General features: G+C 60.9%; 11 protein-coding genes. 7 read left to right on the top strand and 4 right to left on the bottom strand.

The features are described 5' to 3' along the window. Positions 1 to 78: 78 nt before the first annotated feature. From ACEXP3_RS20780 to ACEXP3_RS20770, 3 genes are read right to left on the bottom strand one after another with little or no spacing between them, the layout of a single operon-like run. The gene (locus ACEXP3_RS20780) at positions 79 to 1,251 is read right to left on the bottom strand and encodes an ABC transporter permease (RefSeq protein ID WP_377299035.1); all 1,173 of its coding nucleotides are present in this window, start codon (positions 1,249 to 1,251) and stop codon (positions 79 to 81) included. Further along, positions 1,248 to 2,453, bottom strand: coding sequence for an ABC transporter permease (locus ACEXP3_RS20775; RefSeq protein ID WP_377299034.1), 1,206 nt, complete (start codon positions 2,451 to 2,453; stop codon positions 1,248 to 1,250). The genes ACEXP3_RS20780 and ACEXP3_RS20775 overlap by 4 nt, the downstream gene beginning before the upstream one ends. Before the next feature lies 1 nt (position 2,454). Further along, positions 2,455 to 3,435 carry an HlyD family secretion protein gene (locus ACEXP3_RS20770; RefSeq protein WP_377299032.1) on the bottom strand — a complete coding sequence of 327 codons (981 nt, stop codon included), beginning with the start codon at positions 3,433 to 3,435 and terminating at the stop codon, positions 2,455 to 2,457. 385 nt (positions 3,436 to 3,820) lie between these two features. On the opposite strand from ACEXP3_RS20770, the gene ACEXP3_RS20765 reads away from it, so the two are divergent. From ACEXP3_RS20765 to ACEXP3_RS20750, 4 genes are all read left to right on the top strand, one after another. Then, a complete protein-coding gene (locus ACEXP3_RS20765; protein WP_377299031.1) occupies positions 3,821 to 5,587 on the top strand; it encodes a hypothetical protein in 1,767 nt (588 codons plus the stop codon). Positions 5,588 to 6,491: 904 nt separating this feature from the next. Continuing rightward, entirely contained in the window at positions 6,492 to 7,250 is a 759-nt protein-coding gene (locus ACEXP3_RS20760) for an acetoacetate decarboxylase (protein ID WP_377299029.1), read from the top strand. Further along, on the top strand, positions 7,247 to 8,035 hold the full coding sequence (locus ACEXP3_RS20755) for a 3-hydroxybutyrate dehydrogenase (protein ID WP_377299028.1): 789 nt from the start codon (positions 7,247 to 7,249) through the stop codon (positions 8,033 to 8,035). The genes ACEXP3_RS20760 and ACEXP3_RS20755 overlap by 4 nt, the downstream gene beginning before the upstream one ends. A gap of 14 nt (positions 8,036 to 8,049) precedes the next feature. Beyond that, the gene (locus ACEXP3_RS20750; RefSeq protein ID WP_377299026.1) at positions 8,050 to 9,210 is read left to right on the top strand and encodes a DUF3734 domain-containing protein; all 1,161 of its coding nucleotides are present in this window, start codon (positions 8,050 to 8,052) and stop codon (positions 9,208 to 9,210) included. Positions 9,211 to 9,514: 304 nt separating this feature from the next. Here the strand turns inward: ACEXP3_RS20750 and ACEXP3_RS20745 are convergent, their stop codons facing one another. Further along, positions 9,515 to 9,892 (bottom strand): HNH endonuclease, encoded by a 378-nt coding sequence (locus tag ACEXP3_RS20745; RefSeq protein WP_377299024.1) that lies wholly within the window; start codon positions 9,890 to 9,892, stop codon positions 9,515 to 9,517. A 368-nt stretch (positions 9,893 to 10,260) separates the two neighbouring features. Between ACEXP3_RS20745 and ACEXP3_RS20740 the strand changes: the two genes are divergently transcribed. Genes ACEXP3_RS20740 through ACEXP3_RS20730 form a run of 3 tightly spaced genes read left to right on the top strand, consistent with a single transcriptional unit; the run spans position 10,261 to position 13,148 of the window. After that, a complete protein-coding gene (locus ACEXP3_RS20740; RefSeq protein ID WP_377299022.1) occupies positions 10,261 to 10,527 on the top strand; it encodes a helix-turn-helix domain-containing protein in 267 nt (88 codons plus the stop codon). Between the two features lie 42 nt (positions 10,528 to 10,569). Continuing rightward, on the top strand, positions 10,570 to 11,784 hold the full coding sequence (locus ACEXP3_RS20735) for a type II toxin-antitoxin system HipA family toxin (protein ID WP_377299134.1): 1,215 nt from the start codon (positions 10,570 to 10,572) through the stop codon (positions 11,782 to 11,784). A 23-nt stretch (positions 11,785 to 11,807) separates the two neighbouring features. Then, positions 11,808 to 13,148 carry a hypothetical protein gene (locus ACEXP3_RS20730; RefSeq protein ID WP_377299020.1) on the top strand — a complete coding sequence of 447 codons (1,341 nt, stop codon included), beginning with the start codon at positions 11,808 to 11,810 and terminating at the stop codon, positions 13,146 to 13,148. Positions 13,149 to 13,448: the final 300 nt, after the last annotated feature.

Genomic DNA, 13,448 nt, shown 5'->3' with positions numbered 1-13,448 from the left:
GGATATGTGCGGTTAGGAACCTATCCCGAGGCTCGCATATCCGGCCGCCGAGCGGTGCATGAGCCAATGAGAGGGGTGTCACGCGCCCGGGTCAGCGTGGACAGGCGTGCCGTGCTCCTTGCCGCTTCTGGCTTCGAGGATGACCGCCAGCCCGCAATAGAAAACGGCGAGACTCACCAGCGTCAGCACATAGGTTCCGACATCCTGCAGGCTTGCCCCCAATTGCCCGAGATTGACGAGAGCATTGATCGCGCTCGTGCTGGGGATGACAAGCGCCGCCTTCTTCAAGATCTCCGGCATGGCCTCGGCCGGCCAGGTAAAGCCCGCCATGAAGATGAAGGGCAGGCCGAGGGCTGCGGTCACAAGCTGCACGAGCACCGGATTGCGCAGCAGCCGGGCGATCAGCATGCCAAGACCGCAGACGGCCAGAATGAAGGGGACGGCCACGGCCGCCATCGGCCCAATGGCGCCGAGTCGCGGAATACCGTAAAGATAGGGCAGGACAATCAGGTAGAAGGCGAAGGCGAACGCCTCGACCACCAGGTAGGCGAGCAGGCAACCCATGATGCGGTCAACGGCACCGATCCTCCGGTCCCGGGCCGCCTGTTCCCATGCGTTCGGATAGGTTCCCAGCAGGCCGACGCCAATCAGAAGGGTCTGCTGCAGCACCAGAAGGAAGGCGGCGGGCAGAATATAGGTCGCGTAGCCGCTCTGCGGATTGAAGAGCGGGATCGCCGTCAGCGGCATCGGGTCCGTTGCCGCGACCGCAAGATCCGGATCGACATGGGCGGCGACGAGACGCTTCGCCTCGATCTCCGCGCCCATGGTCTTCGCAAGTGCCGTCACCGCCCCTGAAATCCGGCTGTAGAGCAGGAAGTAGCTGGCATCGGCATAAAGCGCCAGCGGTGAGGGCCGACCATGCAGAAGATCGCGCTCGAAGAATTTCGGAATGACCAGAATGCCATGGAGATGGCGCGCAAAAACCTCACGCTGCGCGGACACGACATCGGGCAATGCCGTCACGATCGCCACATCGGCGGAGGCGTCAAGCCTGCGGGCGAAGGTGCGGCTCATGTCGCTGTCGTCCAGATCGACAAGTGCGATTGGCACGTTGCGAAGGGATTCGCTGCGATAGGGCTGCGGATAGAAGGCAGAGTAGATCACGACGGCGATGATCATCACCGAAAAGACCGGTCGCAGCGTCAGGATCCGCCGCAATTCCATCTGGCAGATGAACAGAACGGGGCTCACGATGCAGCCTCCAGCGCACGGCCTGCCCTTTGACGCCGGGCACCCTGGTTCTCCAGGCAGACAGCCGTCACGGTGGCAAGAAGGATGACCATGAACAAGAGCACCGCCAGCGGTTGCAGCGACAGATCCGCCGGCGCGGCGCGCAGTGTCTGGTCGATGCGGGCCGTCAGATACCAGGTACCCGGCAGCACCTCACCCCAGTAGAAGGCAAAGGGTGTCATACCGAACCGCGGGAAGCCGATGCCCATGAAGCCGAAGGCCGGCGCGGTGACCAGCGAGGCCACGCTGATGGCCGTCGCCGTGGAGCGGATAAGGACGGCCAGAAGCGCGCCAAACAGCTGGTTTGCCAGGATGAACAGGGCGCCTGCCGACAGCAGCAGCAACCGGTCCCCTCTGAGCGGCATCCTGAACCACAGGAAGAGAACAAGATCCGCAATGCCGAGAACGAACAGGAACACCAGCGTGTAGGGCAAAAGCTTGCCGAACATCGCCGGCCACAGCCCGCCGCCCAGCCGGCGCAGTACGCGCAGGCGATGGCGGGTTTCCACGTCGCGTCCCACGGCATAGGCCGTCGATGTGGCAATTATGATCTGCAGCACCGCCGGCATCAGCGCCGCCAGCAGGAAATGGCTGTAATTGAGCGTCGGGTTGAACAGCGGGTTGATCTGGACGGGAATGGGCGAGAGCGAGGCCTGTGCGACATCGACGGGCTGGCCACGTTCCGTGCGCAGAGACAGGCGAATGCCACCTTCCACACCGGCAAGGGCGGCATTGACGCCGCGTAGGGTCAGCAGGCCTTGCGTCATGGTCTGGGTATTGTAGAAAAACACCACTTCGGGACGCCGACCGGCAAACACGTCGCGCTCGAGATTGTCCGGGATCATCAGCAGACCATGCACCCGGCCGGACAGGATGAGCCGGCGCCCCTCGGCAAGATCGCTCACCGTGATCGTGGCCGCCGTGTCCGGCGTCGCATCGACGGTGCGGATGATCGTGCGGGAAAGATCGCCGCCATCCAGATTGAGAACGGCGATCGGAAGCCGTGTCGCCAGCCCCTGGCTGAACACGGCAGACAGGATGCCCATCAAGAAAAGCGGCAGCACCACCGTCAGGGCGAGCAGCAGGGGATGTTTACGGAACTGTCCGAATTCCCGCATGAAGACGATGAGGAAACCGGGGCGCAGACTGGTTTTTCCGCGCATCTCATCGCTCCGGACGGGACCAGGAGAGGATGGCGCTCATGCCGGGCCGCAACCCGTCCGTCGGGTCCACCGGCTCGGCGCGCACCTCGAAGGTTCTGAGGTCGAAATCGCCGGTGGCGCGCGTGGCGCGCCAGGTCGCATATTGCCCCTGTGCGTTGATCACCGTCACCCGCGCATTCACCGTCGCATTCTTGAGCGCCGGCACCAGGACGGACAGGCTGTCGCCGACCTTCAGGCCCTTCAGCAGATCCTCGCGCAGGTTGAAGGTAAACCAGGGATGGGCGATATCGACGATCGAATAGAGCGGTGCACCGGCGCTGAAATTTTCGCCCAGTTCGGCAATCCGTGTGGTCACCTGGCCGTCGATGGGGGCAAGAAGCGTCAGTTCCTTCACATCGGTCTGCTGCTGGTTGAGCGTTGCTTCGGCCTGTTCGACTTTCGTGACGGCGAGCGCCCGCTCTTCCTTGCTGGCACCGGCGACCGCCAGATCGAGATTGGCTTGTGCCGCTTCGCGGGCACGCAGGGCCGATTCGAGGTTGCGACTCGACTGTTCCAGCCGCGCCTGCGGTACCGCATTGGTTTCCGCGAGCTTGCTCTGGCGATCCTTGTCCGAGAGGTAGAGCACCACGTCGGCATCGGCGGCGCGCACTTCGGCCTTGTGTGCTTCGATTACCTCGGGACGCGTGCTGTTCACACGATCCAGATCCGCCCTTGCCACGGCCAGCGCCGCTTGCGTCGCCAGCGTGGCGGCGACCAGTTGCGGACTTTCAAGCTGCGCAATCACAGTGCCCTGCTTCACCGTATCGCCGACATCGGCATTCAGTTGTGCAACACGACCGGAAACGCGCGGGCTGACATCAACGCGATCCGCAGAAACCTCGCCCTGCACGACAAGCGGAGGCGGACGGGTGGCGAACCACAACAGCCCGGCAAGGCCTGCGATGCTTGCGACGCCGAGTGCCGCGCCGAGTTTACTCACCATTATCAGTAACCTTTCAGAGAAAGCGCGAATACGTGTTTGTCACCTGGACAAGCTTACGGCGGTGGCCAGGAACGAGAGATCGATGTTCTGCAGGGTCAGTTTGGGGCCGGTCCGGGGCGGATCGTCGGGTCCGTGTCGGCTGACGCCTTATGCAGAAACGACGCTTGGCCGAGGTCCCTCAAGAGTGCGCTACACCACCTGATGTTGAAGTTGGCCCAGAAGTAATATTTAATTGCATTAACGGAAGTTAGCTGGTCGTGAGTTCACCGGAACTCACGTCGCTTGAGGGCAGCGGGCTTGGGGGACGACCGGTGGAAGCAGGACCCCAGCCGGCAGCGAACGATCCGGAGGCGTGCACCTAAACCTCTGATCCGACGGGTATTTCATGAAAACCGACCTGCCAGCTTCGGCCATACGGGAGCAGATGGAGCTGTTGCGAAAAAGCCCGGCATTTGCGGGTTCCGAACGCCTGCTCGAACTGCTCAGTTACGTGGTGGAAGAAACGCTGAATGGCCGTGCCGGCGACCTGAAGGAAGCCGTCATCGGCAATGCAGTCTACCAGCGCGATCCGCCCTACGATCCCCGCATTGATTCAACCGTTCGCGTGGAGGCAAGGCGGCTGCGCAAGAAGCTGGAGGAGCACAGCCGTATCTACGGGCAATCGGATCCGGTCGGCATCATGATCCCGACGGGGACCTATGTGCCGGCCTTCGTCATCAAATCCGGCGAGCGCGATGCTGTGCCCCTGCATCAGGGATCCGACCGGAACATCTTCCGTAACGGGCCGGGCGCCGTGATCGCCATCCTGCCCTTCCGTGCGGTGTCTGGCGAAGCGGCCACCCAGGAATTTGCCGATGTCATGACGGACGAGTTGAGTTTTGCGTTCGGTTCCGAGCCCGGGATCAGCATTCTGTCGCGCGCCACGACATTCGCCTACAAGGAGAGGCAGCCGTCCATACGCGATCTGGCGGCGGAACTTGGGTTCGACGCGGTTATCCAGGGGACCGTACGTCAGCATGAGGGGATCATCCGCGTCACGCTCGAAGTGTCCGATACCCGAGGCGTGGTCGTCACCTCGGACCGGTTCGAAGGTTCTGTCGTTCAACACGCGGACCTGGCGGAACGGATTGCCACAACCTTTGTCAGCCGCCACCGGTTCGATACATCCAAACTGCGCGCTCGCCTTGTCAAGCCCGGGCCGGCGGCCGCTCAGGCACATGGTCAGCTCTACAGGGCACGCCAGTTGCTCGATCGTCAGGTGCCGGAAAGCCTGCGCGAATCGCTGTCCATCTTCTCGAAGATCGCCGAGGACACTGTCGATTATGCGCGCGGCTATTCCGGCATTTCCGATTGCTATTGCGACATGTTCCGGATCGGTATGGTCGATGCGGTCACGGCACGGTCCTTCGCGCGCCCTGCCGTCGAAAAGGCGCTCGAAATCGATCCGCAATCGGCAGAAGCGCTGACCGCTCTGGGCGTGGTCCAGGCATGGCTGGAGCGGGATTGGGCGGGAGCGGAAACCAGTTTCAATGCTGCGATGAACTTCGGATACCACGCCAGAACCGCCCGGGTTTTCGGGACCTATCTGGCAGCGCGCGGGCGGGAGGACGAATCCGAGCGGCTTTTTGCCGAGGCTCGGCGGATCGAGCCCTTTTCCCAGCAACAGGATATTGCGGAAACCTTGAGCCGCTTCCAGTCCCGGAACTTCGCCCGGCTTTCGGAGATGGCATCCGCCGTGACCTTGCGCAACGCGCCGATGGAAGCCCTGTTCTATCTGGCGCTCGGCGCCCACTTCGCCGGCAATTCCGAATTTGCCCGCCATTGTCTGCAGCCGCTCGGCAACATGATGATGACGCATCCACTGCTGGTCTTTGCCAGTGCCGAGCTGGAGGCCTGGCTGGGATCGCCTGACCGCGCCGCCACCCTTCTGAAGGCCGGCAGTGCGAAGGCGAGCTATTTCTCCCATTCCACCCTCGCCTGCGCCATTGGCGATGGCGAGGCGGCCCTGCGCTATCTGCATCTCGCCCTGCGCAAGCGCGAATTGTCCACCGTCTGGATGCGCATGGACCGCCGGTTCGATGCCATCCGCGATTCCGACCGGTTCAGGGCACTGACCGGCGAGGCAATCATCTCAAGCGTGCTCTCCGCCTGAGCCGTCCTTCCCGCAACTTACAGTAAGCCTAAGGTGATCTCACTTCCGGCACCCGTGGCGCATCGTTTACGAAGATGTTCGTCCACCCTCGCATGTCTTTAACACTCATGCCGAACCGACGCGGAACAGCCAAAAGACCCTGCTTCCTTGGCTGTGGCGCGTTCCCGTAACGGACACGGTTGCCTGCGATTCTGAGATTCGCAGGCAACCATCGGGCTTTGCTGTTTTCGGACGTGCCGGATGCGCTGACGCAATGGTGGTACGCCGATAATGTCGCGGCATTCTCCCTCAGCTCGGCTTCCTGGGCATGACGCGTGTCGATCATCAGTATCCGGGTCATCACTTTTATGGATATCTGGGAGGGCGCACATCGCGTGCATCAAACGGCACTGCCGCAATGGGTGCAGACGCTTCGCATAAGCTTCCCGCTTGTTCTTCTGGAGCCTTCCCGGCGTTGATAACCAGGGTGCTGCTGACGCTGTACGATGCCTGATACGAGGTGCGCGACAATGCGACCCTCCACCTTATGATGATGGCTGCCATCTTCGCCGCCATACCCGAGCCGCATCCCTTGGTCCCACGTGATGCAGCCACGGCACCCTTGCGCATCGCGCAGCCGTTCTGTTGACGCGCCAGACCTCTTCGCAGACCGCTCACAGTGAGCCAAACACTGTCTCACTTCCGGTGGCATAGCTGAGACCGCTACACATTCATTCGTCAAAGCGGACGTTTGGCAACGCAGCGATACCCTCCCGCATCTGCAGGCCGAAAGATGTCGATCCGAAAGACTTGATCTCGCCGGCGACGGCGGGGTCGGCAGTCTCACCCCTGTCGGGCGGGCAAAGCCTGAAGGCCGCTGCTCGTCGAGCCTCTAAATTGCGGTCCCCTGGAGCCGAAGACCATTATGAATGAAGCAGAGATCCTGAAGCAGGCCTTCGCCATGCCGCTCACCAGCCCGGCATTTCCGAAGGGACCCTACCGGTTCTTCAATCGCGAATACCTGATCATCACCTACCGCACCGACCCTGATATTCTGCGCCGGCTGGTGCCGGAACCGCTGGAGATCGACCGCGACAATCCGGTGGTCAAATACGAATTCATCCGCATGCCGGATTCGACCGGCTTTGGCGATTATACCGAAAGCGGCCAGGTCATCCCCGTTTCCTTTCGGGGGCAAAAGGGCGGTTATACGCACTGCATGTTCCTGAATGACGATCCGCCGATTGCCGGTGGGCGCGAACTCTGGGGCTTTCCCAAGAAGCTTGCGAGCCCCCGCCTGACGACCGAAACCGACTGTATTGTCGCCACACTCGATTATGGGTCGGTGCGGGTCGCGACCGCAACGATGGGCTACAAGCATGTGCGGCTCGAGGATGGCCCCGTGCTGGCCTCTCTTGCAGCGCCCAATTTCCTGCTCAAGATCATTCCGCATGTCGATGGCACGCCACGCATCTGCGAGCTGGTGGAATATCATCTGCAGGATATCGACCTCAAATGGGCCTATACCGGCCCCTGCAGCCTGAAACTCGACAGCCACGCGCTGGCACCGGTCAATGACCTGCCGGTGCTGGAGATCCTGTCCGCCTCGCATTTTCGCGCCGATCTCACGCTCGGCCTCGGCGAGGTCATCCATGATTATCTCGCAAACCAGGAGCATCCATGAAACTCGCCCGTAAAGTCGCCATGGTGACCGGTGCCGCCAGTGGCATCGGCAAGGAAATCGCCTTCACCTTTGCCGAGGCCGGCGCAAAGGTTGCCATTGCCGACCTCAATGTAGACGCCGCCCATGGCGCCGCCGAAGAGATCGACGCGCGCTACGGAAAAGGCACCGCGATCGGCATCGGCATGGACGTGACCAGCGAAGCACAGGTGGACGCGGGCGTGGATGAAACCGTCGCCCGGTTCGGCCAGCTGGATATTCTGGTCAGCAATGCCGGCATCCAGATCGTGGCGCCGGTCGATGAATATGATTTCGCCAAGTGGAAGCAGATGCTGGCGATCCATCTCGATGGCGCCTTCCTGACGACCCGTGCCGCGCTCCGCCACATGTATCGCCAGGGCCAGGGCGGCAGCATCATCTACATGGGATCGGTGCATTCCAAGGAAGCGTCCCTCCTCAAGGCGCCTTATGTCACCGCCAAGCACGGCCTCTCCGGTCTTGCCAAGGTGGTGGCCAAGGAAGGCGCAAAGCACAAGGTGCGCGCCAACGTCATCTGCCCGGGCTTCGTGCGCACGCCGCTCGTCGACAAGCAGATCCCCGAACAGGCAAAGACCCTCGGGATCACCGAGGAGGAGGTCGTCCGTACCATCATGCTGAAGGACACGGTGGATGGTGAGTTCACCACCGCCAAGGATGTCGCCGAAGCGGCACTGTTCTTTGCCGGCTTCGAAAGCAATGCCCTGACCGGCCAGTCGATCGTCGTCAGCCACGGCTGGTTCATGCAGTAATGTCAGGAGGCTCCATGAAAGCCCGCAGCCCATCCTCTCAACGCCGCCCGCCCTTCGAATGCGTCGCGCTGGTGCTGCAGGGCGGCGGCGCGCTCGGCTCCTATCAGGCCGGGATCTATGAAGCGATGGCGGAAACCCGTCTGCCGATCGACTGGGTGGCCGGCATTTCGATCGGGGCCGTGAACGCGGCCCTGATTGCCGGCAACGCGCCGGAACAGCGGGTGGAGAAGCTGCGGGCATTCTGGGATACGATCACGGCCAATCCGCTGTTGGACTGGGTCACGGCGAATGAGATGCTAACCCCAAGGGGCGACTTGGCGCGCTGGATTCACAACGCCATCAGCGCCAACTGCAACCTTGCCTTCGGCGCGGCGGCGTTCTTTACGCCCCGTTTCCCGGTGCCGTTCCTCCACGCGCAGGGTGACCGGGAGGCGACCAGCTTCTACGATACGAGCCAGCTCAAATCGACGCTCGAACGGCTGGTCGATTTCGATCGCATCAATGACGGCGACATGCGTTTCTCGGTTGGCGCGGTGAATGTCAGGACCGGGAATTTTACCTATTTCGACAACACGCGCCATCGCATCGGGCCGGAACATGTCATGGCCAGCGGCGCATTGCCGCCCGGCTTCGGCGCCGTCGAAATCGATGGAGAATATTATTGGGATGGCGGCCTGATTTCCAACACGCCGCTGCAATGGGTGGTCGATACGGCCGGCATTCGCCAGGATACGCTGGCCTTTCAGGTCGACCTCTGGAGCGCACACGGTGAACTGCCGGGCAATATCTTCGAAGTCTCCACCCGTCAGAAGGAAATCCAGTATTCGAGCCGCACCCGCTCGGAAACCGATCATTTCAAGCGTCTCCAGCGCATCCGCGGCGCGCTTTCCCATCTGCTTGCCGCCCTGCCCCCGGACCTCCAGGACAGCGAGGATGCAAAGCTGCTCGCTGAAGTGGCGGACCAGAAGGTCTACAGCGTCGTTCACTTGATCTACCGCACGCAAAGACACGAGGGATCTTCCAAGGACTACGAGTTCTCGCGGCTGACCATGCTCGACCACTGGAAGGCCGGCTATCTGGACGCCAGACGCACTCTGGAAAACCCGTCCATCTATGAACGGCCAACAAATCGCGAAGGCGTGCTGGCCTTCGACCTCCTCAAAGAGGATATCTAGGCGCCCTGCGAGAGACGAATATTCTTCGTCGCACGGTGCTCACTGGACATCGGCTTGCGAAGGCCCTGAAGACCGGCGGTATGTCACGTGAAATCAATGGCGCAAATTATGGCGGAGAGGGTGGGACTCTTCCCCAATTAGAGCAAAACCATAGGGTTTCCGCCAAGACACTGACGGATAAGCCCGATTTCGATACTTCGAGCGATACATTGAACGATACATTTTGACAAGTCGACCTGTTCGGAGCCGCTGCCTTCCCCAATTCTGGTCGCGCGATCTGGATCAATCCAGAAGCCAATCCGGCTCAGATCGGTGGCGTTCTTCGTTTGCCTAGAGCGGCCACGACCTGGGGCGGATGCCACCTCCCCTTGGCCAGCCTGGAGCGCACGACGGACACGTGTTTGATCGCATCGAGGGGATGCTTCGCCTTGTGCCGCGTTGCGTTGCAGAAGAGGCAGGCAGCCACGATGTTGGGTGCGACGTCCTTGCCACCATCGCATCTGGCTTCAACGTGCTCGGCCGTGCATCGAAACCGCTTCGCCAGCCCCGACGAAATTCCATAGCGCTCGATGAACTCCTCCGGTGCGGTGTCCCACATCGGTAGCTGACAGTAGAAGCAACGCCAGCCCTGCTCTCGAGCAGCTTGCCTTCTCAGATTCTTGATTGCCTTTGTTGATGGCATGGGTCCACGTCCTTTGCTTCATTGCTGAAGCGGACGTGCAGTGACCGTTTGCGGCCACCCCTCAGTTGGGAGGAAAACCCTCGCACAAGACGACGTATGCGTAATACGTCACTCCGCAGTCTTTGAACGGTACGAGCGCCGATTGAACGCCTCGCTGACGAGTTCGTAGAAAACTCCAGGTGAGCGACATGTCTCACCTCCATCCATGAGCAGCTTACCAAAAGTTCGCCGTTGATCAACGGCAACAGAAAAGCTTCCCGATCGGGACGATTCTGGTCGCAACATTGCCGCTCTTCCCCTTCGGTAAGTTTTCATGGAAACTTATCAATTCTTCCTGTACGGTAAGTCAGCATATGGGAGAGCCTATCATGATCCGTTCAGCGGCAGAATTCGGCGCGCTTGTCCGAGAACACAGGAAGAAGCTGGGATGGACGCAAACCCAGCTCGCCGAGCGCTGCGGGACCGGGGAACGTTTCATCGTCGATCTGGAGAACGGCAAGCCCAGCTGTCAGCTCGAGAAATCCCTGATCGCGGCCAGAACGGTCGGAATCAACCTCGGCGATCTGAACTCGGCCTCCCCCTCGCCCGCTTCGGCGGCCGATGATGATCTCGGCTACCTGCCACGCTTTTCCTGATCGGATACGACCTTGACGACGATCTACTACGAGAACTGGCCTGTGGCACATCTGTCGGACCAGGACGGCCTGTCTCTCTTCTATCACCCGGAGTGGGAGAAGCGGGCCTCCGCCTTCCCCCTGTCACTCACGATGCCGATGCGCGCTGGTAGCTATGGCCCCGAACGGGTCATGCCCTGGCTCGCCAATCTGCTGCCGGAAACCCATCTCTCTGAAATCGGCCAACAGCTGAAAGTCTCGCCCCAAGACGTGCTCGGTCTCCTGATGCGCGTCGGCCGCGATACGGCAGGCGCATTCTCGATCGGTGAGCCGCGGCGGGAGGGAAATAATTTCCGCATCGTCGATGACGAGGCAGCACTCGAGCGCATCATCGACGAACTGCCGGAGCGACCTTTCCTGATCGGCGAGCGTGGCGTCTCGATGTCGCTTGCCGGCGTCCAGGATAAGCTGCCCGTCTATCTCGATCAGGACAGCCGGATCGGCATTCCGATCGACGGCACACCATCGACCCACATCCTGAAGCCCGACATCAAGCGTCTCGCAGGCAGCGTCACCAACGAAGCGTTCTGCATGATCCTCGCAAGGCTCTGCGGTCTGGACGCCGCCGAGGTGACAATGGGCCGCGCAGGGAAACGGGACTATCTTCTTGTCCGCCGCTATGACCGGGTTTCCGACGGCCAGGGGATCATCCGCCGCATACACCAGGAGGACTTCTGCCAGCTGTTGGGACTGTTCCCGGCAGAGAAGTATGAGCAAACCGGTCTCGGTCGGCGTGGCGGCGCATCTCTGCCGCAGATGTTCGAAGCCTTGGCTCGCCTTGTCTCGCCAGCCGAACGCATTCGGCTACTCGACGCGGTGGTCTTCAATGTCCTGATCTGCAATTCGGACTCGCATGCGAAAAACTATTCCGTCCTAATCGGTGCGTCTGGCACGGCCAGGCTCGCCCCGCTCTACGACCTGATGTGCGCGGCACCCTACAAGCAGGTCGATCAATCCTTACCCCAGCATCTGGGCGGCAAACGAAACGCCGATGAGCTGCACGGAAAGGACTGGCGTGAGTTCGCCGCCGACGTCGGGCTCAGCCCCGCCACCGTGACCAGGCGCGTCGGAGAGCTTGCCGCTCTTGTCACGACCAAGGCCGACGAAGCGCTCGAGCAGGTGCAATCCTACCCGGTTTCGAACCGGGAAATCGCCTCGAACCTCGTCTTCCTCATCAAGAAGCGGTGCCGACGGATCGAGCGGCAGATTTCGGGCTGAAACTCGGTATGATCGACATTTGAATGCAACTTATTGATGCATTCAAAATTGGCCTCCAAAAAAATTTTCGAGAAAATTCGGCTCTTGGAATCATTGAGAAAATCCAACGCGAATGTCGGCAAAATCGTCATTTATCTTTGTTTTTCATAGTGTTGACAATCTCGGTTGTAACACCTTCTGCAAATCCGTGTCATCATTATCTCACGGTCATCGATGAAGACCGGATCAGACAAGGAGATAATGATTACATGGCGAAGTACACGCATAAGAAGATTTCGGCCAAGCTCGCCGCCAAGGCAGCGAAGGCGGCCGACGACGTCTCGCCAGAGGACGTCAGCGAGCTACAGGCCATCGGCGAGGACATTCGCTCTCTCGGTCGTAGGACAAACCTGCAAGCATACGAGCTGGGCGGTTACCTCGCTCGCGCGAAAGCCATACTCCCGGAGCGAGAGCTTGGCGCTTGGGTGAAGGCGATCTGCAAGTTCACCCAGAAGACCGCCCGCAACTACATCGCCGTCTATGAGAACCTGAGTGTCTATAAGGAGCGGCTGGTCGCAACGGCGACGTCCCCGACCATGCTCTTCGTCCTCGCCTACGCCGAGGAACAAAAGGTCGAGGACGTACTGGCTGCTCTTGAAGCCGGTGAGGAGCTCACAGTAGCCCAGGTGAAGCAGATGGTCGGCGTGTCGACACCCAAGAAGGCAGCGCCCGTTCCTGACAGTCTGAACATGGGCGGATTGGCCGGCCTGCGCAAAGTTGCCGATCTGAAGATCGAGCAGGATGCCGCACGGTTCCTTGGTCTGACGACGTCGATCCTGAACAAGGTCGACAAGGCACTTGAGCCTCTCTCCCGGAATCGCGCCGTACTCAAGGGGGCGCTGAGCGATGCCGTCATGTACGACTGCCGCCATGCCCACGACCTGATCAACAGTCTCGCTGCCCCGCTCAGGCCTGACGTCACTCCGCATCTGAATTGGCGTCCGGAGAAATTGCCCGACGGCACCAACTGGCGGAAGGTGCAGGCACTCCTGCATCGGATGGGCGGCACGGAGGACTGGCCGGACAGAGCGAGCTTTGTACCCTGGCTTCAGAACGAAGTGGTACCGCTCCTCCGCTTCGTCGTTCACGGTGAACCCCTGCCGGGTGACGCCGAGGAGGAGGAGGCCGGCTCGGACGTCGCTGTGAAGATCGAACAGGAGGCTGATGAAGGGTTGCTCGGCTACGGTCAGATGCCGCTACCGGTGCGGGACCTGATCGACAGTACTCTGGATACCGTCGCTCCAGACGGTCGAGACGAACTCAAGACGAAGCTTGTGTTCGATGCCAGACCGTTCAAGCGGCAGCTAAAGAGGTTGGCTGCCTGACACCAGACCGCCACCAAGAGCCCCGCCACCGCGCGGGGCTTTTTGCATTTAGGGGAAGCTGCGTCCTTCGTTAACCATCCCGGAGCTCTTTGTTCCGGGTGTGTTCTTGTCGACTTGCCGGACATGGTTCTCCAGGCTATGTCGACGGTGTCAGCAGAAACGCCTGGTTCTGCAGACACTTAGCGGCTCCCGCCGGTGCTACCAACACCGACGAAAGCCTGACCCGTAACCTTCTGATGAAAGGCCACCGGCTATGTCGACCCTTAACCGCTTCGCTTGCCCACCGGAAGCATCCTATCC

The sequence above is a fragment of the Neorhizobium fuzhouense genome, from assembly GCF_042611105.1.
Taxonomy (GTDB): domain Bacteria; phylum Pseudomonadota; class Alphaproteobacteria; order Rhizobiales; family Rhizobiaceae; genus Neorhizobium; species Neorhizobium galegae_A.
The sequence above is the reverse complement of the archived record's forward strand: the minus strand, read 5'-3'. Positions and strand labels throughout refer to the sequence as shown.

Bases quoted from the DNA above. Each gene is read 5' to 3' on its own strand.
- ACEXP3_RS20760 (WP_377299029.1), top strand. From the start codon at position 6,492: ATGAATGAAGCAGAGATCCTGAAGCAGGCCTTCGCCATGCCGCTCACC.
- ACEXP3_RS20755 (WP_377299028.1), top strand. From the start codon at position 7,247: ATGAAACTCGCCCGTAAAGTCGCCATGGTGACCGGTGCCGCCAGTGGC.
- ACEXP3_RS20775 (WP_377299034.1), bottom strand. From the start codon at position 2,453: ATGCGCGGAAAAACCAGTCTGCGCCCCGGTTTCCTCATCGTCTTCATG.
- ACEXP3_RS20740 (WP_377299022.1), top strand. From the start codon at position 10,261: ATGATCCGTTCAGCGGCAGAATTCGGCGCGCTTGTCCGAGAACACAGG.
- ACEXP3_RS20750 (WP_377299026.1), top strand. From the start codon at position 8,050: ATGAAAGCCCGCAGCCCATCCTCTCAACGCCGCCCGCCCTTCGAATGC.
- ACEXP3_RS20770 (WP_377299032.1), bottom strand. From the start codon at position 3,435: ATGGTGAGTAAACTCGGCGCGGCACTCGGCGTCGCAAGCATCGCAGGC.
- ACEXP3_RS20745 (WP_377299024.1), bottom strand. From the start codon at position 9,892: ATGCCATCAACAAAGGCAATCAAGAATCTGAGAAGGCAAGCTGCTCGA.
- ACEXP3_RS20765 (WP_377299031.1), top strand. From the start codon at position 3,821: ATGAAAACCGACCTGCCAGCTTCGGCCATACGGGAGCAGATGGAGCTG.
- ACEXP3_RS20730 (WP_377299020.1), top strand. From the start codon at position 11,808: ATGCAACTTATTGATGCATTCAAAATTGGCCTCCAAAAAAATTTTCGA.